Origin of the sequence: Dokdonia sp. Asnod1-B02, from assembly GCF_045063955.1 — a bacterium.
Lineage (GTDB): Bacteria > Bacteroidota > Bacteroidia > Flavobacteriales > Flavobacteriaceae > Dokdonia.
Window position 1 is genome coordinate 615375 of the sequence record NZ_JBEFNW010000002.1, and the last position, 20204, is coordinate 635578.

23 protein-coding genes are annotated in these 20204 nt (G+C 37.8%); 13 read left to right on the forward strand and 10 right to left on the reverse strand.

The window, feature by feature from the left end; translation table 11 throughout:
- Window positions 1-15: 15 nt before the first annotated feature.
- The 4 genes from gldD to ACJJVU_RS02875 form a co-directional block, all read right to left on the reverse strand.
- Window positions 16-582: a gliding motility lipoprotein GldD gene (gene gldD / locus ACJJVU_RS02860; protein ID WP_013750870.1), complete on the reverse strand. Its 567-nt coding sequence runs from the start codon at window positions 580-582 to the stop codon at window positions 16-18.
- Window positions 579-1901, reverse strand: a complete 1323-nt coding sequence (locus tag ACJJVU_RS02865; RefSeq protein ID WP_405222097.1) for a gliding motility-associated protein GldE — start codon at window positions 1899-1901, stop codon at window positions 579-581. The genes gldD and ACJJVU_RS02865 overlap by 4 nt, the downstream gene beginning before the upstream one ends.
- 21 nt (window positions 1902-1922) lie before the next feature.
- Complete coding sequence (locus tag ACJJVU_RS02870; RefSeq protein ID WP_013750872.1) at window positions 1923-2414, reverse strand: single-stranded DNA-binding protein; 492 nt, start codon at window positions 2412-2414, stop codon at window positions 1923-1925.
- 209 nt (window positions 2415-2623) lie between these two features.
- Window positions 2624-3025 carry a DUF3244 domain-containing protein gene (locus tag ACJJVU_RS02875; RefSeq protein WP_405222100.1) on the reverse strand — a complete coding sequence of 134 codons (402 nt, stop codon included), beginning with the start codon at window positions 3023-3025 and terminating at the stop codon, window positions 2624-2626.
- A 212-nt stretch (window positions 3026-3237) separates the two neighbouring features.
- On the opposite strand from ACJJVU_RS02875, the gene ACJJVU_RS02880 reads away from it, so the two are divergent.
- The gene (locus ACJJVU_RS02880; RefSeq protein ID WP_405222103.1) at window positions 3238-4110 is read left to right on the forward strand and encodes an AraC family transcriptional regulator; all 873 of its coding nucleotides are present in this window, start codon (window positions 3238-3240) and stop codon (window positions 4108-4110) included.
- Window positions 4111-4114: 4 nt separating this feature from the next.
- On the opposite strand, the gene mutY is transcribed toward ACJJVU_RS02880, so the two are convergent.
- Window positions 4115-5170, reverse strand: coding sequence for an A/G-specific adenine glycosylase (gene mutY, locus ACJJVU_RS02885; protein WP_405222106.1), 1056 nt, complete (start codon window positions 5168-5170; stop codon window positions 4115-4117).
- 128 nt (window positions 5171-5298) lie between these two features.
- On the opposite strand from mutY, the gene ACJJVU_RS02890 reads away from it, so the two are divergent.
- The 3 genes from ACJJVU_RS02890 to ACJJVU_RS02900 all read left to right on the forward strand — a co-directional run bounded on the left by ACJJVU_RS02890 (window position 5299) and on the right by ACJJVU_RS02900 (window position 8030).
- A complete protein-coding gene (locus ACJJVU_RS02890) occupies window positions 5299-5589 on the forward strand; it encodes an HU family DNA-binding protein (protein ID WP_013750876.1) in 291 nt (96 codons plus the stop codon).
- Between the two features lie 325 nt (window positions 5590-5914).
- On the forward strand, window positions 5915-7465 hold the full coding sequence (locus ACJJVU_RS02895) for a ribonuclease E/G (protein ID WP_298323804.1): 1551 nt from the start codon (window positions 5915-5917) through the stop codon (window positions 7463-7465).
- Window positions 7466-7502: 37 nt separating this feature from the next.
- The gene (locus ACJJVU_RS02900; protein WP_405222109.1) at window positions 7503-8030 is read left to right on the forward strand and encodes a regulatory protein RecX; all 528 of its coding nucleotides are present in this window, start codon (window positions 7503-7505) and stop codon (window positions 8028-8030) included.
- 130 nt (window positions 8031-8160) lie between these two features.
- Here the strand turns inward: ACJJVU_RS02900 and ACJJVU_RS02905 are convergent, their stop codons facing one another.
- On the reverse strand, window positions 8161-8646 hold the full coding sequence (locus ACJJVU_RS02905; RefSeq protein ID WP_405222112.1) for a PAS domain-containing protein: 486 nt from the start codon (window positions 8644-8646) through the stop codon (window positions 8161-8163).
- 163 nt (window positions 8647-8809) lie between these two features.
- Between ACJJVU_RS02905 and ACJJVU_RS02910 the strand changes: the two genes are divergently transcribed.
- The 8 genes from ACJJVU_RS02910 (at window position 8810) to ACJJVU_RS02945 (ending at window position 15269) form a co-directional block, all read left to right on the forward strand.
- Window positions 8810-9463: a metal-dependent transcriptional regulator gene (locus ACJJVU_RS02910; RefSeq protein WP_013750882.1), complete on the forward strand. Its 654-nt coding sequence runs from the start codon at window positions 8810-8812 to the stop codon at window positions 9461-9463.
- Between the two features lie 21 nt (window positions 9464-9484).
- Entirely contained in the window at window positions 9485-10273 is a 789-nt protein-coding gene (locus ACJJVU_RS02915; protein WP_405222115.1) for a transporter, read from the forward strand.
- 6 nt (window positions 10274-10279) lie between these two features.
- A complete protein-coding gene (locus ACJJVU_RS02920; protein ID WP_405222118.1) occupies window positions 10280-11197 on the forward strand; it encodes a metal ABC transporter solute-binding protein, Zn/Mn family in 918 nt (305 codons plus the stop codon).
- Window positions 11198-11201: 4 nt separating this feature from the next.
- Complete coding sequence (locus tag ACJJVU_RS02925) at window positions 11202-11942, forward strand: metal ABC transporter ATP-binding protein (protein ID WP_405222121.1); 741 nt, start codon at window positions 11202-11204, stop codon at window positions 11940-11942.
- Between the two features lie 130 nt (window positions 11943-12072).
- On the forward strand, window positions 12073-12438 hold the full coding sequence (locus ACJJVU_RS02930; protein ID WP_396597519.1) for a four helix bundle protein: 366 nt from the start codon (window positions 12073-12075) through the stop codon (window positions 12436-12438).
- Window positions 12439-12510: 72 nt separating this feature from the next.
- Window positions 12511-13623 (forward strand): metal ABC transporter permease, encoded by a 1113-nt coding sequence (locus ACJJVU_RS02935; protein WP_405222125.1) that lies wholly within the window; start codon window positions 12511-12513, stop codon window positions 13621-13623.
- Window positions 13623-14780 (forward strand): metal ABC transporter permease, encoded by a 1158-nt coding sequence (locus ACJJVU_RS02940; RefSeq protein WP_405222128.1) that lies wholly within the window; start codon window positions 13623-13625, stop codon window positions 14778-14780. Before ACJJVU_RS02935 ends, ACJJVU_RS02940 begins: the two co-directional genes overlap by 1 nt.
- Window positions 14781-14864: 84 nt before the next feature.
- Complete coding sequence (locus ACJJVU_RS02945) at window positions 14865-15269, forward strand: hypothetical protein (RefSeq protein ID WP_405222131.1); 405 nt, start codon at window positions 14865-14867, stop codon at window positions 15267-15269.
- On the opposite strand, the gene ACJJVU_RS02950 is transcribed toward ACJJVU_RS02945, so the two are convergent.
- From ACJJVU_RS02950 to ACJJVU_RS02965, 4 genes are all read right to left on the reverse strand, one after another.
- Window positions 15266-15406, reverse strand: coding sequence for a FeoB-associated Cys-rich membrane protein (locus ACJJVU_RS02950; protein ID WP_108877256.1), 141 nt, complete (start codon window positions 15404-15406; stop codon window positions 15266-15268). The two genes, ACJJVU_RS02945 and ACJJVU_RS02950, sit on opposite strands and share 4 nt — an antisense overlap.
- Before the next feature lie 37 nt (window positions 15407-15443).
- The gene (feoB, locus tag ACJJVU_RS02955) at window positions 15444-17570 is read right to left on the reverse strand and encodes a ferrous iron transport protein B (protein WP_405222135.1); all 2127 of its coding nucleotides are present in this window, start codon (window positions 17568-17570) and stop codon (window positions 15444-15446) included.
- 3 nt (window positions 17571-17573) lie between these two features.
- A complete protein-coding gene (locus ACJJVU_RS02960; protein ID WP_108877254.1) occupies window positions 17574-17804 on the reverse strand; it encodes a FeoA family protein in 231 nt (76 codons plus the stop codon).
- 73 nt (window positions 17805-17877) lie between these two features.
- Window positions 17878-18582 carry an SCO family protein gene (locus tag ACJJVU_RS02965; RefSeq protein WP_405222138.1) on the reverse strand — a complete coding sequence of 235 codons (705 nt, stop codon included), beginning with the start codon at window positions 18580-18582 and terminating at the stop codon, window positions 17878-17880.
- A 143-nt stretch (window positions 18583-18725) separates the two neighbouring features.
- Here ACJJVU_RS02965 and rseP point away from each other — a divergent pair, with 143 nt between their 5' ends.
- Window positions 18726-20033, forward strand: coding sequence for an RIP metalloprotease RseP (gene rseP, locus ACJJVU_RS02970; protein WP_405227444.1), 1308 nt, complete (start codon window positions 18726-18728; stop codon window positions 20031-20033).
- The last annotated feature ends 171 nt before the right edge of the window (window positions 20034-20204 follow it).

Sequence of the window (20204 nt, forward strand, 5' to 3'; positions counted from 1 at the left end):
GAACCCTGAAAAATGCTACTGTTGTTCTCTCCACTTAATACTTTCCATCAAGTGCCTAATATCGTTTTTAAGATACATAGCCGCAGGATAAATACTGTCGTAGTTAGGTTTTGTGTTGAAGTAGATAGAACCGGTAAGGAAGTGTGTGGTGCTATCTGTGATGTAAAATTGGGACTGGGAAGCCGCATCTCCTTTAATGTCATAAAACATTCCGTATGCACCTTGCTCTTGGTTTACATACTTCTCTTCTATAATGTCGTCAGCTTTGCGCACATGCTCGTATGTGAGTTTTTGTGCATCATTGAGTAACGCATTAATATTATTATTTACCGCTCTATAGGTTAGGAATACACTTCCGTTAAGCGATGGGTAATCAATAACAGCAGAGCAATTATCTTTATAGCGCACTTTGCCTAGTGAGTTGAGGTCAAAGTTATAATCACAATCTGATGTGGTAAAAGAATATGACGGTCTAGGGTATGATAAACTGAGCTGTCCTTTAGGCTTAGGTAATGTGTCGCCACCGCATGATGCGAGCATTATAGCTGCAAGAAATGATGTTATGAAAGCTGTAAATCTCAAGATTTTATAGTGAATTTAATCTGTTTAATACGTTTCTTATCTATCGCCTCTACCGTAAACGTGTAGTCTTGATATATTATTACCTCATTTTTACGAGGGAAGCCTCCAGAGACTTCTAGCACAAAACCTGCAATAGTCTCTGCCTCACCTTTTTTATTTTCAAAAATAGTAGTTTCTTCAAGCTTTATGATTCGATAGAAATCTTTGAGAGATGTTTTTCCGTCAAAAATCCAATTGTGCTCATCAAGTTTAGAATAGATGATATTTTCATCATCAAACTCGTCTGCAATGTCTCCTACAATTTCTTCTATAATATCTTCTAGAGAGATCAAACCACTTGTGCCACCATACTCATCTACTACAATAGCGAGGTGATTTTTCTTTTCCTTAAACTCTGCGAGAAGGTCATCTAGTTTCTTGTTTTCTGGCACAAAATAAGGATCGCGTATAAGCTTTGCCCAGTCAAATTCTTTCTCGTTGAGATGAGGTAGTAAGTCCTTTACATAGAGGATTCCCACGATGGTGTCAATGCTCTCAGAAAAGACTGGAATACGAGAAAAGCCGTTTTCTGTAATCTGCTTTAAAATATAGTTGTAATCATCCTCTTTATTAAGTGCAAATACGTCCATACGAGGGCGCATCACTTGCTTGGTGTCTGTGTTACCAAAGGAAACAATACCCTTTAAAATTTTTTGCTCCTCTTTTGTGGTGTCCTCTTCACTTGTAAGTTCCAGCGCTTGCGAGAGCTGATCTACATTAAAACTAGTTTTTTGTTCTCCTAATTTTCTTTGTATCCATAAGGTAGCAGCACGCATAGGGCTGCTAAGTGGTGTGAAAATTACATCGAGTACGCGCAGCGGATATGCTACAAGTGCCGCAAATTTCTTGTTATTACGGTTTGCATAAATTTTAGGAAGGATTTCCCCAAAAAGTAAAATCAAGAACGTGATAAGTACTACTTCTAGTAAAAAACGTAAAGGTATGCCTAGAATCTCTGCGGTAATATTTGCAAATATTACTTCGCCTAGACTTGCAAAGAGAAGTACAATCGCAATATTTATGGCATTATTTGCAACAAGAATAGTTGCAAGAAGTTTTTTAGGCTTTGTGAGTAGCCTCTTTACTACCGTCATTTTTCTATCTGCAACTTGCTCTTCTGTTTCTAGAAGATCACTAGGTGATAGGGAGAAAAAAGCAACCTCGGCGCCACTTATAAGTGCGGAGCACATGAGTAAAACTATAAGTGCCACAATACTTATGATAGTGGTAGGGTCTATAGTTAAGAGAAGAATAAATAAGGGTTCGGGATCGGGGTCCAAAAGTTTTATCGTTTAGTTAAATTAAAATGGCAAATCATCTACATCACTAGTGTCTGTAGAGGGCTGTGCCGGTTGTGCTGGTTGGTTAGGGTTGTAAGGTTGTGCTTGAGGACGTGCTGCTTGTGCAGGTTGTTGTGCTTGTTGTCCACCTCCTTGTGACTGTCCTTGGTTTTCTCCTTTAGGAGTAAGAAAAGTAAACTCTTGGCACTGGATTTCTGTAGAGTATCTGTCCATTCCTTTATCATCTGTCCACTTGCGCGTTTTAAGACGTCCTTCTACATATACTTTGTCACCTTTTTTGAGGTACTTCTCACAAATTTCGGCAGCCTTGTTGCGCACTACAATGTTGTGCCACTCTGTATTGCTCACTCGCTCGCCAGTGGTACGGTTTACATATTCTTCATTAGTCGCCAGCGGAAAACGTCCTATACAATTACCACCTTCAAAGTAGTTCATCTTTACATCATCTCCCGTGTGACCTATTAAGATCACTTTATTGATTGTTCCTGCCATAATTTCAAATGTAGTAAATATTGCAATGCAAGTGTGTTATGCTTTCGCGAAAATATGCTCTCATACACCATTATCTACAAATATTAAAGACGTTCTTTTTTTGAGATTAAAGGGTTTTTACAAGAAATAAATGAACAAAAAAATCCCTAGACGAACTACCATCTAGGGATAACTAAGCATACTAATTGTTTACTGCAAGCAAACAGATATTATAGTATTTCAAACTCTTTACTAAAGCTCTTTTTTTTATTTTCAATTTGGATAGTGTAGTATCCTTTGTAAGCCCCTTCAAAATTGAATGTTTTACTTACAGAAGCTTCTCCGTCAATCTCTTTTGAGTAAACGATACGATTAAGACCATCTCTCACTTCGAGCTTGATAGTTTGTAATTCTGGATTAGAAAAACTCACATATACCATGTCTGTTCCTTCTGTAAAAACATCTTTGTCTATTGCGTTAGACGCTTTTTTGATTTTATCACCTGGATTTGAAGTCTCAATTAAAAGCTCAGGTTGTACGTCATAATGTGTCATCTCACTAGTAGCTGCAAATGTTGTGATAGCAGTAAATAATAAAAATGCAATTGCTGAAAATTTTAGTGTCTGTTTCATAACTGTTGATTTAAGTAATTGATTAATTATTTATTATGGTACAAACATACGGTGGTTATTAAGGGATCGCCACTGCTAATTGTGCAGCAATATGTTCATTTTTAACCTACAGTATGGTTAATAGGGGTGTATGTGTTAATTTAGAACACATTTAAGGTAAATTAATGTAGTTTTCATTTTGTAGTCATTTATAAATTTGTAAAAAAAAGGCCATGCTTCTGCATAAACCCACTTTTGAATCTATTACTCCAGATTTTGGAAACTCATTTACGTATCAACGGTTTGATGAGCATCATATTAATGATAACAGTCTGTGGCATTATCACCCAGAGATTGAGCTAGTTTATGTAAACGGTGGTACAGGAAGACGACAGGTGGGAAGTAACTTGTCTTATTATACATGGGGTACACTCATTCTTGTGGGTAGTAATTTACCTCATTGTGGTTTTACAGATGAACTCACGGGTAATAAGAGTGAGACCGTTATACATATGAAAGCAGATTATCTGGGCGATACATTCTTTAACCTTCCAGAAACAGCGGCAATAAAAAGGTTATTACAAGTAGCACAACGTGGGATTGTATTTTCTGGAGAAACTAAAAAGAGAGTAGGGGCAATGATGGAGTCTATGGAGGGGCAATCAGATTTTAATCGTCTCATGACTCAAATAACTGTTTTAAATGAGCTGGCAACTACAAAAGAGTTTAGAATACTTAATGCAGATGGATTCTCATTGCTCTCTGATGTAAAAGATAATAACCGTATTAATGAGGTCTTTAATTATGTAAAAACACATTTTAAAGAGGAGATACCTCTAGAGGAAATGGCTAGCATAACAAACTTGACCATTCCATCATTTTGTCGCTATTTTAAAAAAATCACTCATAAAACATTTACGCAGTTTGTAAATGAGTACCGACTCGTCCATGCATCTAGACTGCTTGCAGAGCAACCCATGAGTATTACCCAAGTGTGCTATGAGAGCGGTTTTAATAACTTCTCCCACTTTAATAAAAAATTTAAAGCCTTTACAGGCCAGAATCCTTCAGATTATAGAAAGGAGCTTAAGACTGTTTTAGAGTAACGAACTATTGAGGTAAAAACTCTTCTAAAAATCTACCTATCAATATAGGTACAGGAAAATCTCTTATAGTTGCTAAGGGTGTTCCTTTTGCGCCAGTGGTTGTTACATCAACCACCCAGAAGGTAGTATGGAGGTGCTGGTGAGATAATTTATGAACGATTGGTTTCTCATTAAATCTTACCACCTCTGTAATGTTCATCTCTTGAGCATGCTTTGAGGATCTAACGCTTTCGCGAAAGCGGGATTCTTCACCATCAGTAAGCGCGGCATCAAGTTCAATTACTGGAAACTCGTAAAGTCCTTGCCAGATCCCCTTGCCGGTACGTTGATTTAAAAATGTTTTCCCTTCTTTATCTCTAAAGACAAGATAGTTGAGGTAGCGATTACGCACTTTAGTCTTTTTAAGCTTTACAGGAAGTTCAGAAACTTTGTTCTTTTGTAATGCTACGCACTTGTCATTATATATGCAATGTAGGCAGTATGGATTTTGAGGTTTGCATTGTATCGCGCCAAACTCCATAATTGCTTGATTAAAATCTGCTGGGCGTTTTACATCTATGAGCTCTTGGGCTAGTGCTTTAAACTCTTTAATCCCGGGCGTACTATTTATAGGAGTATCTATACCATATACCCTTGAGAGGACTCTATATACATTACCATCTACCACCGCGGTAGGCTCGTTAAAGCTTATGCTTGCAATGGCACTTGCCGTATAATCACCTACTCCTTTTAACTTTTTAATTTCTTCATAGGTGTTTGGAAAGACTCCGCCGTACTCATTTACAATAATTTGAGCAGATGCGTGGAGGTTTCTGCCACGGGAATAATAGCCTAATCCTTGCCAAAGTTTAAGTACTTCCTCTTCGGTCGCATTTGCAAGATCTTGTACTGTAGGAAACGATTTTGTAAAAGCCAAATAATAGGGTAATCCTTGCGCTACTCTCGTCTGTTGAAGAATAATTTCTGAGAGCCAAATCTTATAAGGGTCCTTAGTGTTGCGCCATGGCATATCGCGTTTGTGTTCTAAGTACCAAGAAATGAGTTTGTTAGAAAATGACAATGTAAAATAGGGTTTTACACAAAGCTAGATGTTATGTATCTATTTTTTAAAAGATTATGTTTGATTCTTTGTTATTATAATCCCTATATTTGCAGTCTTGAATTTTTAACCCCTAAATATTTGACATTATGACTAAAGCTGATATCGTAGCTAAAGTTTCTGAGAAACTAGGTATCGAAAAAAATGACGTGCAAGCAACTATTGAATCTTTCATGGAAGAAGTAAAAACTTCTTTAGAAGGTGGAGATAACGTGTACTTAAGAGGATTCGGTAGCTTTATTATCAAAACCAGAGCGGAAAAAACAGGTAGAAATATTTCAAAAAATACGACTATCAAAATACCAGCACATAATATTCCAGCGTTCAAGCCTGCTAAAGTTTTTGTAGAAGGTGTAAAAACGAACGTTAGTGTAGACTAATAAGTAATTAAAAACTATCATTTTTATGCCAAGCGGTAAAAAAAGAAAAAGACACAAGGTAGCGACTCACAAACGTAAGAAAAGACGTAGAGCAAATCGCCACAAGAAGAAAAAGTAGTCTTAAGACTACTTTTTCTTTTATTACACCCTCCGGGTGTAATACTGCGTTCATTGACATTGCAATAACAGCACTACCCGCACCTTGGGTAAGTCATTATTGCACCGGTATTTATTACACAACGTATGCGCATGGCATACACCACAATCTGTAATGAATTAGAATTATCAACCATCCCGATAGCTATTGGGATAAAATTACTACACAGTGAATAAAGAATTGATCATTAGATCTAGTTCCTCCGTAGTTGATTTTGCCTTATTAAAAGATGGAAAACTTATAGAACTTCATAAAGAAGAAGATAAAAATAAGTTTAACGTAGGTGATATTTATATCGCAAACGTAAGAAAGACCGTTTCTGGTCTCAACGCCGCATTTGTAAATGTGGGCTATGAGAAAGATGCATTTTTGCATTACCATGACCTTGGTCCTAAACTTCCTACGCTTCAGAAATACATAAAAAGTGTTACTACAGGTAAATTAAAAGACTATTCCTTACAAAATTTCACCTTTGAGAAAGACATAGACAAAAACGGTAAAATTGCCGAAGTTCTTAAGTCTAAACAAAGTGTACTTGTACAGATTGCAAAAGAACCTATCTCGACCAAGGGACCTCGTATAAGTAGCGAGTTATCCATAGCTGGACGTTATATTGTTCTCGTTCCTTTTTCTGACCGTATCTCTATCTCACAAAAGATTGAGAGTAAAGAAGAAAAAGCACGTCTTAAAAGACTTGTAACAAGTATCAGACCTAAAGGGTTTGGCGTTATCGTACGCACAGTAGCTCAAGGTGTAAAAGTTGCAGAACTAGACAAAGACCTGCAAAATCTAGTGGACAAATGGACCACTATGAGCAAAAAAATTCCAAACGCTCACCATCCTAGCAAAGTACTAGGAGAGATGAATCGTGCATCGTCTATCCTAAGGGATATTTTTAACGATAGCTTTACGAGCATCACAGTAGATGATGAGACGTTGTATTATCAAATTAAGGATTACTTAAGCGAGATTGCTCCACACAAGGAGAATATTGTAAAATTATATAATAACCAACTGCCTATTTTTGAGAAATTTGGAGTAGAGAGACAGATTAAAACGTCTTTTGGCCAAACAGTATCAATGAGCCGTGGTGCTTATCTTGTAATTGAACACACAGAAGCCTTGCACGTTGTAGACGTAAACAGTGGTAACAGATCAAATAAAGCCAAAAGTCAAGAAGACACAGCACTTGAGGTAAACATGATCGCCGCTTCAGAAATTGCACGTCAGCTTAGCCTCCGTGATATGGGAGGAATTATCGTAATCGATTTTATCGATATGGGTAAAGCTGAACATCGCCGACAGTTATTTAATCACCTCAAAGATGAGATGAAAGATGACCGCGCAAAACACAAAATTTTACCTCCTAGTAAATTTGGACTTATCCAGATCACTAGGCAGCGAGTACGTCCAGAAATGAACATTAAGACCCGTGAAGAAAATCCTAACGGTGGTACTAATGAGATAGAAGCTCCTATTGTAATTGTAGAGAAACTTCAAGGACAGCTCAACCGCATATTAAAATCTGGAACAAAGAAGGTGACGCTACATGCACACCCATTTGTAGCAGCCTATTTAACAAAAGGCTTCCCGTCCATACGATCTAAATGGTTTTTAGATCACAAGAAATGGGTAAAAGTAATGCCACGAGATGCATACACGTATCTTGAGTATAACTTTACAGACGCTTCTGGTAAGGATATTAAGATTGAAAATTAGCAAAAACCCCATTCTCTTTTGAGAATGGGGTTTTTTTATGCCCTATTGTAAAAAAGGTATCCTTGCAAACAAGTACTTTTGCCCAGTGCAACAACCCGTAAAAACATATACTGTAGAAGAAGCAAAGCGTAAGCTAGAAGCCTACTGCGCTTACCAAGACCGTTGTCATAAAGAAGTCGCTCAAAAGTTACGAGACATGCGTATGATACCAGACGCAATAGATGTAGTGATAGGTCATTTACTAGAGCACAACTTTTTAAACGAAGAGCGTTTTGCAAAAGCCTTTGCAAGGGGTAAATTTCGACACAAGAGTTGGGGGAGGGTAAGAATTACTCGAGAACTCAAACAACGCGGCATAGGAGCTTATAATCTCAAGACAGCCCTACTTGAGATAGAAGATGAGGAGTATGATACGGTTTTTAATACGCTTTCGCGAAAGCGTTATGAACAACTCTCCTCAGAAACCGATAAATACCGCAAGCGTAAAAAACTAGCAGACTATCTCACCTACAGAGGTTGGGAAGGTGATCTTGTGTATGAAAAGGTGAAGGAGCTGGTGCCTTAAAAACGAAAACTCATTTTACGTAGTTTGTAACAAAACAAAAAACCCACATGTTTTACATGTGGGTTAAATTTCAAATAAATGTCTTTAGTTAAGTCTTGTTTATCAGCAGTAAACAGGCGATAAGTAAATGTTAAGCCACACGCGCTTTCTTTTCAAGCGCCATAAAGTGTGTGAGTTCTTGATCCTTATTAAAAAGAGGTATGATTTTTATATCACAGAGATATGGCGTGCCGTCTTTTTTATAGTTAAGTAATTGCTTGACTACAGGTTTTTCAAGACGTAGTGTGTTACTTATAACTTTCTTGGTTTCTTTTGAGGTTTCTGGTCCTTGTAAAAAACGAGGGTGTTTACCCACAGCATGATTTCTTGGGTAGCCAGTCATTTCTGTAAAACCACTATTCACCCATTGGATAACTTGGTCACGATCTGTTACTACAATCGTGGTAAAATCTTCTGTTGCTAGTAGTGAAGTGTCAAAATCCCAATTGTACTTTGAGATGAAATCTGCCACCTGAGAATAGTCAAGTTCTCTAGCAACTTTAGTAGCTCTAGCGACTAAGTATTCTGAAAAAATATCCCACGATTGTAGGGGAGCGGTGACTTTTACTCTTTGCATCTTATAAAATTTTGATAAATATAGGAAAGTGATGTTCAGTACAATTATTTAATATATTAATTAACACAAACGTTTAAGGGACATTAATTTAGTGTTTAATTTTAGATTAGACTAAATATATTTTTTTACTACTCTACTTCTGTTTATTACCTTTGATTAATATATGTACACACTCGCAGAAGAAAATTATCTTAAAACAATCTTCCACCTTGAACAAGAATTCAACAAGGAGGTAAGCACAAACGCACTTGCAGAAACGATGCAAACTAAGGCGTCTAGTGCAACAGATATGGTGCAAAAACTAGCAGACAAAGGCTTGGTTTCTTACCGAAAATATAGAGGTGCTCGCTTATCAAAAGAGGGTGAGAAAGCAGCAATTTATATTGTGCGTAAGCATAGACTTTGGGAAGTTTTTCTGGTGGAAAAACTCAATTTCCAGTGGGACGAGGTACACCATATTGCAGAGCAATTAGAACATGTAAACTCTACGGAGCTTATTAATCGCTTAGACAAATTTCTTGACTATCCAGACTACGATCCTCATGGAGATCCTATTCCTGATAAAAATGGAAATATTAAAAGTGCTATAAAAAAGTTACTATCAGAATTAAACAAGGGGAATACGGGCCAACTTGTAGGAGTGCGAGAAACATCGGCAGAGTTTCTTCAATTTTTAGATAAAAGGAACATTGCAATAGGGGCAACCATAAAAGTATTAGGGCGAGAGTTTTTTGACGGCTCGATGGTTATACAAGTTAAAAAAGAACAGTTTTTTATCTCCAAAAAGATAGCAGATAATCTGTATATCCAGATTTAATAATTACCAAAATCAACAACGTTGAAACAATTAGTTACCCTTACTTCATTATTAATGTTGGCCAATACCGCAATTATTTTTGCCCAAGAAACCACAACTCCAGGCTTAATTACAGATCGCCCAGATGCAACAGAGTCTCCTACGGTCGTGCCTAAAGGCAGCCTGCAGGTAGAGACGGGAGCTTACACAACAACGTATGAAGAGAATAATATTGAGGAACGCGTGTGGGGTTACAATACTACGCTGCTGCGTTATGGGATACTAGATAATCTTGAACTTAGAGTGGGATGGGCGTACCAAGAAGTGGAGACAAAAATCAATGATCAAGAAACAAGTAGCCTCAACGGGATGTCTCCGTTACTTTTTGGGGCAAAAGTGGCGATCGCACAAGAAAATGGATGGAAACCAGAAATAGGGTTAATAGGCCATTTATTTCTTCCATTTACTGCAAGTACAGACTTTAAACCAGAATTTACTAGTGCAGATTTTCGCTTTGCGTTTAATCATACACTTGGTGAACGATCAGGTATTGCATACAATATTGGAGGTCAGTATGGAGCTGACTCCCCAGAGCTAGCATACATTTATACGTTTGCATATGGCTATGCGATAACAGATAAGTTAGGCGCTTATGCTGAAGTCTATGGGGATTTCCCAGAAGATAATCGCGCAAACCATTTTTGGGATGCTGGTCTTACATATGCCATTGCCCCATTAGTACAACTCGATGCAACAATCGGTCAGAGTATTACAGATGGACAAGATTTATTGGTCAGTGCGGGAGTTAGTTTTAGAATAGATAAAAAATAAGAAATAATGAAACAGAGTCTATATATAGTAATTGTCATTTTCGCTTTAAGCGTGATTAGTTGCAAGGGTGAGAAGGAAAGTAATGGCAAATTAAATGTAGTTGCTACCACCTCAATGATTACAGATCTTGTAAAAAATATAGGAGGTGATCTCATTAATCTTGAAGGGTTGATGGGCGCCGGTGTAGATCCTCACTTATACAAAGCAAGTGCTGGTGATGTTACAAAACTCGCTGGAGCAGATGTGATTTTCTATAATGGGCTACACCTAGAGGGTAAGCTTGTAGAAGTTTTTGAAAAGATGAATGCCACTCAAGTGACGCAAGTTCCTCTTGGAGAGTCACTGGATAAAAATACACTCATAGGTTCAGATTATTTTGCGTCTAACTATGATCCGCATGTGTGGTTTAATATTCAGTATTTTAAGCAATTTGCAACAGAGGTGGTAAGTACGCTTTCGCGAAAAGATCCTCAGAACGCAAAAAGCTACGAAGCAAATGCCCAAAATTATCTTGCACAATTAGATGAGCTCGAAGCTGAAATCAAAGCTACAATAGCTACACTCCCAGCCGAAAAAAGGATTCTTGTTACGGCCCATGATGCTTTTAACTATTTTGGAAAGAGTTATGGTTTTGAAGTAGTAGGATTGCAAGGACTATCTACCGCTACCGAAGCAGGAGTTAAGGATGTACAGCGTCTTTCTCAATTTATAATTGACAATACAGTGAAAGCTATTTTTGTAGAGAGCTCTGTACCTAGAAGAACCATAGAGGCATTGCAAGCAGCGGTACAATCTAGAGGGCAAGAAGTAGTGATAGGTGGTTCATTATATAGTGATGCGTTAGGTAATGCAGGAAGCGTAGAGGGAACATACATAGGCATGTTCAAATATAACGTGACTACTATTGTAGAAGCTTTAAAATAACAATATGTCACATTCAAAAATAGCCATTCGTGTTGATGACCTTACGGTTGCATATAACTACAAGCCGGTACTTTGGGATATAGATCTGGAAGTGCCAGAAGGAGTGCTCATGGCTATTGTGGGGCCTAATGGTGCAGGTAAGTCTACGCTTATAAAATCTATACTCGGTATTATAGACCCTATTGCTGGGAGCGTTTCTATCTATGGAAAACCTTATGATAAGCAGCGAAAACTTGTAGCATACGTTCCTCAAAAGGGAAGTGTAGATTGGGATTTTCCCACCACGGCGCTTGACGTGGTTACTATGGGAACCTATGGAAAACTAGGCTGGATAAAACGTCCTGGAGGTAAGGAAAAAAGAGCAGCACTAGAAGCACTGGAAAAAGTTGGGATGCTTCCGTTTAAGGGGAGACAAATAAGCCAACTATCAGGAGGGCAGCAGCAGCGTGTTTTCCTTGCGAGAGCACTAGTGCAAGATGCAGCTATCTATTTTATGGATGAGCCTTTTCAAGGAGTAGATGCAACCACGGAGATTGCTATTATTAATATTCTTAAAGAATTACGTAAAGCAGGAAAAACGGTAGTGGTAGTGCATCACGATTTACAAACGGTACCAGAATATTTTGACTGGGTGACTTTTTTAAATGTAAAGAAAATCGCAACCGGACCCGTAAAAGACATCTTTAATGATGACAATCTTACCAAGACTTATGGTATTAATTACAAGGTGGCGGTAAATCAATAGCTTGTAGACGGTAGGACGTTCCTGCGGAACTGTTAGGACGCGATGCTTGTAGTATAAGTTGTTTGCGTTGCTTTTGTAAAAAAAATTAAGGTTGGAACATGGAATTGATTTCAATATAAAAATTATTAAGATGGAAAAAGTAGTATTCAATTTTGAAAAGTTAACTGTTTATCAGAAAGCACTAGACTTTATTGATGCAGCTGATGCATTGATTGATACATTTCCACAAAAAGAGAGATATCGACTATCGAGTCAATATGGTAGGGCGGCTCTTTCTATAGCATTAAATATTAGTGAGGGTCACGGTGATACAAATAAACAATTCAATAGGTATTTAAATATGGCCTGGGATTCTCTTAAGGAATGTGTTACGTGCTCTACCGTTGCAACTAGAAAAAAGTATATTTCTCAAGAACAGAATGATAATACTAGAAAACAATTACAAGAAATTGCAAAAATGATAATGGGCTTAAAGAAAAGTTTAAAATTAGATTAGATTTTTTTCACTACAAGCGAAGCGTCCTACAGACACCAGCGGTGCATCCTAAGTCCTACAAACTAATAACCCATGGAACTTTCAGAATATTTCTCCCAACTCTTCTCTGACTATACCCTCAGAACCATCACGCTGGGTACTGCTATACTTGGTGCTATTTGTGGTATGCTTGGTAGTTTTGCAGTACTTAGAAAGCAAAGTTTACTTGGTGACGCGATTTCTCATGCTGCGCTGCCTGGTATTGCTATAGCTTTTTTAATCACAGGTACAAAGGATACTAATGTATTGTTGCTAGGAGCTTTAGTAAGCGGACTTATAGGGACTTTCTGGATACGTGGGATGGTGACCAAAACACATCTTAAAAGTGATACAGCCCTAGGGCTTGTTTTGTCGTTATTTTTTGGTTTTGGAATGTTGTTGCTTACGTTTATACAGAAACAACCAAATGCAAACCAAGCGGGGCTTGATAAATATCTTTTTGGTCAAGCCGCGACGCTAGTCGAGAAGGATGTAACATTGATGGCAGTAGTTACAGGAATCTGTTTAATTATAATGTTACTATTCTGGAAAGAGTTTAAAATCTTACTTTTTGATGCAGATTACACCAAAACCTTAGGGTTTAACACTCGTTTTATTGATATACTTATTACCTTTTTTATCGTGCTTGCTATTGTACTAGGACTACAAACTGTAGGAGTTGTATTAATGAGTGCGATGCTACTCGCGCCTGCAGCAGCGGCAAGGCAGTGGACAAATAAGTTAAGTGTGATGATTGTACTCGCGGCTATATTTGGTGCGTTCTCAGGAGTCTTTGGAACGGCAATTAGTGCTAGCCAAAACAACTTGTCTACAGGGCCAGTGATTGTGCTAGTAGCTAGTGTATTTGTGCTTTTTTCATTCATCTTTTCTCCTGGACGAGGTATTCTTTTTAAACAACTACGTAAATATCAAAACAGAAGAGATTTAGAATTACAAAAGACATTGCAGTTTATGTTTGATATTGCAAAAACACATGAAGACATCTCTCACCCTCACGCAATATTAATCCTAAACAATTTTCAAGGATATGCAAAATCTACATTGAAGGAGCTAGAAGAAAAGGAATGGGTAAAAGTTAAAGGGCAAAACTGGTCACTTACTGAAAAGGGATACGATGCAGCCGCAAACTTATATAACAATAACTAATGGATGCACAACTAGAAATACAATTAATTGCCGCTGTAGTAGCCATTGCTTGTGCTATTCCAGGAGTCTTTTTGGTGCTACGTAAAATGGCACTTATAAGTGACGCCATTAGTCACTCGATATTACCAGGGATTGTAATTGGCTTTTTTATTACTGAAGATCTCAACTCGCCACTATTAATTTTACTGGCGGCCGTGACGGGTGTTATTACTGTCGTGATGGTAGAGTCTATCCAGAAAACTGGATTAGTAAAAGAGGACACCGCTATAGGACTCGTTTTTCCAGCGCTCTTTAGTATAGGCGTTATTCTTATTGCTAAAAATGCAAACGATGTACACCTTGATGTGGATGCGGTATTGCTAGGCGAACTAGCATTTGCGCCTTTTGATAGGCTTATTATAGGTGGAACAGATGTAGGGCCTAAGTCACTGTGGGTGATGGGAGCAATTTTAAGCATCACTGTGGGAATGCTCTTTGCATTCTTTAAAGAACTTAAGGTGAGTACCTTTGATGCAGGTTTGTCTGCAGCGCTTGGTTTTTCTCCGGTGGTTTTACATTATGGATTAATGACTATTTCTTCAGTAACGGTTGTTGGTGCTTTTGAGGCGGTAGGAGCAGTACTTGTTGTGGCACTGATGATTGCGCCCGCAGCAACGGCCTATTTGCTTACATCAGACTTAAAAAAGATGTTAGTGCTTTCGGTGATATTTGGAGTCTTTTCGGCAATTGGTGGTTATTGGATGGCTCATTTTCTAGATGCATCTATTGCAGGATCTATGACTACAGTGCTAGGACTAGTATTTCTTGCAGTTTATCTTTTTGCGCCCAGTAAAGGGCTTATTGCAGTGATGTATAGACAGCGACAGCAGCGCACAGAAGTGTCGTTACTTACTTTTTTATTACACCTCAATAACCATGAAGAGGAAAGTGAGAGACACGTGAAGCATCTCAATGAGCATATAAATTGGCAAAAAGTGAGATCTGAAACGGTACTTGAACTCGCCGAAAAAAATAACCTTATTAAAATTGATAAGGAGATTGTTGCACTCACACCAAAAGGTAAAGAGTTTACAGATCTGGCGTTAGAATATATTATCACAAATAAGGATGAGCATATCGAGCATATGAAAGATGATTTTTTCTTATTTAGAGGGTAATTTGTAACATGGCATTGCTTTTGGAGTATTTAGAAATATAAAGCACAGGTGTCTATCTGTTTAGGCAGTGTAAAATCTAACATTATGAAAACTTATTACATCGTTGCGATTATATTTCTTTTTTCCGCTTTCGCGAAAGCGCAAGACTCCACAACAGTAGAGGTTCCTAAGATTTATATTAAAGCCTATAATGGAAAACTAGCGCAGATAGAAGCAACAACGATAAGATTAGTTGAAGTTCTTGAAGATAGTAGATGTCCAAAAGGAGTAGATTGTATCTGGGCAGGAAATGCAAAAGTGCTTGTAGAAATAACTAGCGAAAGTGGTAAAAAAACCACTAAAGAAATTATACTCAATGGTGGGCGATTAGCGCCTATATACTCAGAAGAAGGTCTTGTAATATCAATTAATGGGCTAGCTCCGTACCCTACATCTTTATCAAAAATTAAAGCAAGTGATTATTATTTACGAGTAGAAGTGAGTAATTAACACCCACAACTCCCAGTGCCACAGCCGCTGTCGTCTTTCTTTTTTAGAAAAGCTGGTGTCCATACAAACTTTGTAACTAGGTACCCTAAGGCTACTAGAAAAATAAGAATCACGATAATGTTTTGTATAAGTTCCATGCGTTCTTAGTAGTTAATTAAGTGTATAGCTTACAAATTATTTTAAAATCTGGTAAGCCGCAAGTGCTGCTACATATGCAATTGCAGTCATCGCTACAAGCTGTATTGCAGGCCATTTCCAAGTGTTTGTTTCTCTTTTTACAATAGCCAGCGTACTCATGCATTGCATGGCAAATGCATAAAAGAGTAATAATGAAATTCCGCTTGCAAAATTAAACCTTGGAGTGCCCAAAACAGGATTTACCTCTCCAGCCATACGGTTCTTGATAGTCTCTTCTTCGGCGTCACCTACACTATATATGGTGGCTAGTGTTCCCACAAAAACCTCTCTTGCGGCAAACGAAGTAATAAGGGCAATTCCTATTTTCCAGTCATAACCTAGTGGTTCTACAATAGGCTCTATCGCTTTACCCATATAGCCTATGTAACTGTGTTCTAGCTTCTGGCTCGCAACTAGTTTGTCTATTTCTGCTTGGTAAGCTTCCACATCTGGAAATGCGTTTATGCCTCCAGCTGCTTCTAGTTGGGTAGTTACAATATCTTCTGCTTGATTGAACTTTTCATTAGGTCCAAAGGAAGCTAGTACCCATAATACAATGCTAATAGCAAGGATAATCTTACCTGCATCTACTACAAAGGATTTTGTTTTTTCAAGAACATTGATTCCTACGTTTTTAAGAAGCGGCATTTTATAGTTAGGCATTTCTACTACAAAAAATGACTTGCTTTTTATCTTAAGAATTTTATTGAGAATCCACGCAGAACCTATCGCAGCACCAAAGCCTATGAGATACATAAGCATCAACGTAAGTGCCTGTAGATTAAAAAATAGAAACTTCTCATCAGGAATCACGAGTGAAATGATAATCAAATACACAGGTAATCTCGCCGAACAGGTAGTAAATGGAGTAACTAGTATGGTGATTAATCGCTCTTTCCAGTTCTCAATGTTACGTGTTGCCATAACCGCAGGGATGGCACAAGCAGTTCCAGAGATGAGTGGAACTACAGATTTACCACTAAGTCCAAAACGGCGCATCACTCTATCCATCAAGAAAACCACGCGACTCATATAGCCACTTTCTTCTAGTACAGAGATAAAGAGGAATAAAAAGGCAATCTGAGGAATAAAAATAACAATACCTCCTAGTCCAGCAATAATACCCTCTGCTAGAAGGTCTGTGAGTTTGCCTTCTGGAAGGTTATTTTGCACCCACTCACTCATACTAGCAAATGCGGAGTCTATCGCATCCATAGGATACTGTGACCAGTCATATATTACTTGAAATATGAGTAGTAATATCGCAAAGAAAATCACGTAACCCCACACCTTATGTGTAAGTATACGGTCTAAGCGAGCTCTTAAATCTTTTGCATTTGCTACATCTATTGTTTGAGTTTCTCTCAAAACTTCATTGATATATTTGTAGCGAACAATCGTTTCTTTTTGCTGTAGTCTTTTAAGATTACTCTCTGACTCAGTTTTGAAAGAGGAGATGGTTTTCATCTCGTTGCGCTCTAGCTTTCCAAAGTTTACGTCTTGGGTGATTACAAGCCATAACTTGTATAAATCTTGTTTTGGAAATGCTTTACGTAATCTGTCAAAATATTCTGGAGCAATTACAGAAGCATTAATACAAGGTTCTGTATTGATAGATCTGTACTCGGTAATAAGTTCTTTGAGCGTATCAATCCCCGTGTTTTTACGGCTGCTTATAAGTGCAATTCTTGTTTTAAGGCGTTCTTCCATCTTGGGAATGTCAAGAGAGATTGCCTTGCGCTCCATACGATCTGCCATGTTAATAGCAAGAATAGTAGGGATGCCAAGATCTTTAATTTGTGTAAAGAGTAGTAAGTTGCGTTTAAGATTTTCTACATCAGAAATTACAACGGCAACATCTGGATAATCCTTATCATTCTTATTAAGAAGTAACTCTATAACCACATTTTCATCAAGAGATGATGCGTTAAGGCTGTAAGTACCGGGTAAGTCTAAGATGTGTGCTTTTACACCACGATCTAGTTTACAGATACCTTCTTTCTTTTCTACAGTAATCCCCGGGTAGTTACCTACTTGTTGGTTAAGACCCGTAAGATGGTTAAAGACAGAAGTCTTACCTGTGTTTGGGTTTCCTATAAGGGCAACGTTAATCTGTTTGGCCATAATTTAGGATGGCGTTTCTATGATTATATGAAGAGCCGTTTCTCGGCGTATCGCAAGGTGACTTCCATTCACATCTATATATAGAGGATCAGAAAATGGTGCGAGTTGTATCAATCGTACTTCATTGCCTGGTAGGCAACCCATCTCGAGTAGCTTAAGAGGAACTTCGTCTGTCATCACATCTATGATGATAGCGCGTTCTCCTTTTTGTAAATGGGCGACTGTTTTCTTCAATGTTTATTTAGATTGAATTTAGATAACAAAAGTAATGCATTTTACGCTTTCGCGAAAGCGTACGTAATTCATTCTAAAAAATCTTTTGGTACCAAGCTTTCCTTGGCTCATAAGATGCCTTTAAAATCTCAATATCCTCAAGTAATTGATCTATTGCTTCTGGATCTGTACCGTCATAATAACCACGTATTTGACGTTTTTTGTCTATAAGCATAAAGTTCTCAGTGTGAACCATATCAAGATCATCTTCTGTTCCTGGTATATCTTTTACGGCCAAATAACTTTTTCGCGCAAGCGTGAAAATTTCTTCTTGAGAACCAGTAACAAGGCTCCATCGTGAGTCATCTACTCCCTTTTTTATGGCATACGCCTTCAAAACTTCTGGAGTATCATAGGTAGGGATTACTGAGTGAGAAAGTAGTTTAACTAGTGTATCTCCCTCTAGCTCCTTTTGTATTTGTACCATATGCTCTGTCATGATAGGGCAAATGGTCTGGCAGGTGGTAAAGAAAAAATCTGCTACGTAGATGTGATTCTCATAATCCTTTTGCGTGATGGTCTTTCCATTCTGATTAGTGAGTGAAAAATCTGCAATAGTATGATACTTCTTAACATACTGCATAGTGCTGTCTACGAGTTCTTTGTCAACCATATCTGGTTGGTAGACCGGTAAAGTAGGAGCTACTTTGAGTTGGCTATATATTAAGGTCATAATAATGACAGAAAGAATACCAAGGGTAATAAACAGTGTTTTATAGCGAGCTAGATGATGTGCCATAGTGCATTTTTTTACAAAGTTACAATCCAAGTGGCAGTTATATAAAGTATGGCTTGAAAAATGCTATCCTACGCGCATATAACTTTAGTATGCGCATCTAAAAGCCTATTTTTGTGCGTTCAAAATTTGACTTATATCCTTCTATGGAGACTTTTATACAGATTGCCCAGTTTACGCTTGCTATTTCTATCCTTGTAATTTTACATGAATTTGGTCACTTTGCACCAGCTCGTTACTTCGGGATTAAAGTGGAGAAATTTTTTCTCTTCTTTGATGTAAAGTTTGCATTGTTCAAGAAAAAAATAGGAGATACTGTTTATGGAATCGGCTGGCTTCCACTTGGAGGTTATGTGAAGATTGCTGGAATGATTGATGAGAGTATGGACAAGGAGCAAATGGCAAAAGATCCAGAACCTTGGGAGTTTAGATCAAAACCAGCATGGCAACGTCTTATTGTGATGATAGGTGGTGTGACGGTAAATGTCCTTCTTGCATGGTTTATTTATAGTGCAATGCTTGTGTATTATGGTGATGAGTATGTGCCTGCAGACCGTCTTAAGTATGGTATTGCTGTAGGTGAAGTAGGAGAGGAGATAGGATTGCGCAACGGTGACCAGGTTATAAAAATAGACGATAAAACGGTAACTCGTTTTGACGATGTACAGATTGATATTCTTTTAGGCGATAATGTTACTGTAGTGCGTGATGGTAATGAACTTACATTCCCTATCCCAGACGAAGCAAAAAAATCTGTACTTGATGCAGAGGAGCGTTTTATAAGACCACGTTTTAGTAATACAATAGGTCTTGTGGCGAAAGACTCAATAGCTTATAATAATGACGTTCTTGTAGGTGATAAAATTGTAGCTATTAATGGAAATGCTATTAATGAGTGGACGGAGTTTCAATCTATTTTTGATCAAGCAAAAGGTGGAGATGTTGCTATGACACTTGATAGAGACGGGCAACGTATAGAGAAAACCTTTGCAGTGGGCGAGGGGCGTTCCTTTGGAGTAGGTGCAAACGTAGAGGAGTTGCTAGTAAAAGATGAGTATAGTATAGGAGCAGCAATTCCTGCTGGTCTTACTAAAACTTGGGACGTACTTTCTAAACAAGTGCGCCAGTTTAAATTAATCTTTAATAGAAAAGTACAAGGTTACAAGAAAGTAAAAGGTCCTATAGGTATTGTAGAGATGATGGCGCCAGAGTGGGACTGGTATAAGTTCTGGGGATTCACAGCGATGTTTTCTGTTTGGCTTGGTTTTGTAAATATTCTTCCTATTCCAGCACTTGATGGAGGTCATGTTATGTTTTTATTATATGAAATGATTTCTGGAAAGGCTCCTTCAGAAAAAACATTGGAAAGAGGTCAAATTATTGGTTTTGTCATTGTGATGGGATTAATGGTTGTGATTTTTGGAAATGACATTTGGAACCTGATTAAAGGATAATTTTATTACGCTTTCGCGAAAATTTGATTCATAATTTTATTCTATTACCTTGCTATTTTTGAATAGTAAAAAATTATGCAGACGTAATTTTGATTGCCCTCAGGACTTGTTTTAGGGTGTTTTTCGGAAATCATGAATACACACTTGTCTTTTTGAATATCTATCCAGAAA

What these genes read in the sequence shown, in the direction of transcription:
- ACJJVU_RS02870 (WP_013750872.1), bottom strand. Translation starts at nt 2,414, where the DNA reads ATGGCAGGAACAATCAATAAAGTGATCTTAATAGGTCACACGGGAGAT.
- ACJJVU_RS02875 (WP_405222100.1), bottom strand. Translation starts at nt 3,025, where the DNA reads ATGAAACAGACACTAAAATTTTCAGCAATTGCATTTTTATTATTTACT.
- ACJJVU_RS02880 (WP_405222103.1), top strand. Translation starts at nt 3,238, where the DNA reads ATGCTTCTGCATAAACCCACTTTTGAATCTATTACTCCAGATTTTGGA.
- ACJJVU_RS02890 (WP_013750876.1), top strand. Translation starts at nt 5,299, where the DNA reads ATGACTAAAGCTGATATCGTAGCTAAAGTTTCTGAGAAACTAGGTATC.
- ACJJVU_RS02900 (WP_405222109.1), top strand. Translation starts at nt 7,503, where the DNA reads ATGCCCTATTGTAAAAAAGGTATCCTTGCAAACAAGTACTTTTGCCCA.
- ACJJVU_RS02905 (WP_405222112.1), bottom strand. Translation starts at nt 8,646, where the DNA reads ATGCAAAGAGTAAAAGTCACCGCTCCCCTACAATCGTGGGATATTTTT.
- ACJJVU_RS02910 (WP_013750882.1), top strand. Translation starts at nt 8,810, where the DNA reads ATGTACACACTCGCAGAAGAAAATTATCTTAAAACAATCTTCCACCTT.
- ACJJVU_RS02920 (WP_405222118.1), top strand. Translation starts at nt 10,280, where the DNA reads ATGAAACAGAGTCTATATATAGTAATTGTCATTTTCGCTTTAAGCGTG.
- ACJJVU_RS02925 (WP_405222121.1), top strand. Translation starts at nt 11,202, where the DNA reads ATGTCACATTCAAAAATAGCCATTCGTGTTGATGACCTTACGGTTGCA.
- ACJJVU_RS02930 (WP_396597519.1), top strand. Translation starts at nt 12,073, where the DNA reads ATGGAAAAAGTAGTATTCAATTTTGAAAAGTTAACTGTTTATCAGAAA.
- ACJJVU_RS02935 (WP_405222125.1), top strand. Translation starts at nt 12,511, where the DNA reads ATGGAACTTTCAGAATATTTCTCCCAACTCTTCTCTGACTATACCCTC.
- ACJJVU_RS02940 (WP_405222128.1), top strand. Translation starts at nt 13,623, where the DNA reads ATGGATGCACAACTAGAAATACAATTAATTGCCGCTGTAGTAGCCATT.
- ACJJVU_RS02945 (WP_405222131.1), top strand. Translation starts at nt 14,865, where the DNA reads ATGAAAACTTATTACATCGTTGCGATTATATTTCTTTTTTCCGCTTTC.
- ACJJVU_RS02950 (WP_108877256.1), bottom strand. Translation starts at nt 15,406, where the DNA reads ATGGAACTTATACAAAACATTATCGTGATTCTTATTTTTCTAGTAGCC.
- feoB (WP_405222135.1), bottom strand. Translation starts at nt 17,570, where the DNA reads ATGGCCAAACAGATTAACGTTGCCCTTATAGGAAACCCAAACACAGGT.
- ACJJVU_RS02965 (WP_405222138.1), bottom strand. Translation starts at nt 18,582, where the DNA reads ATGGCACATCATCTAGCTCGCTATAAAACACTGTTTATTACCCTTGGT.
- rseP (WP_405227444.1), top strand. Translation starts at nt 18,726, where the DNA reads ATGGAGACTTTTATACAGATTGCCCAGTTTACGCTTGCTATTTCTATC.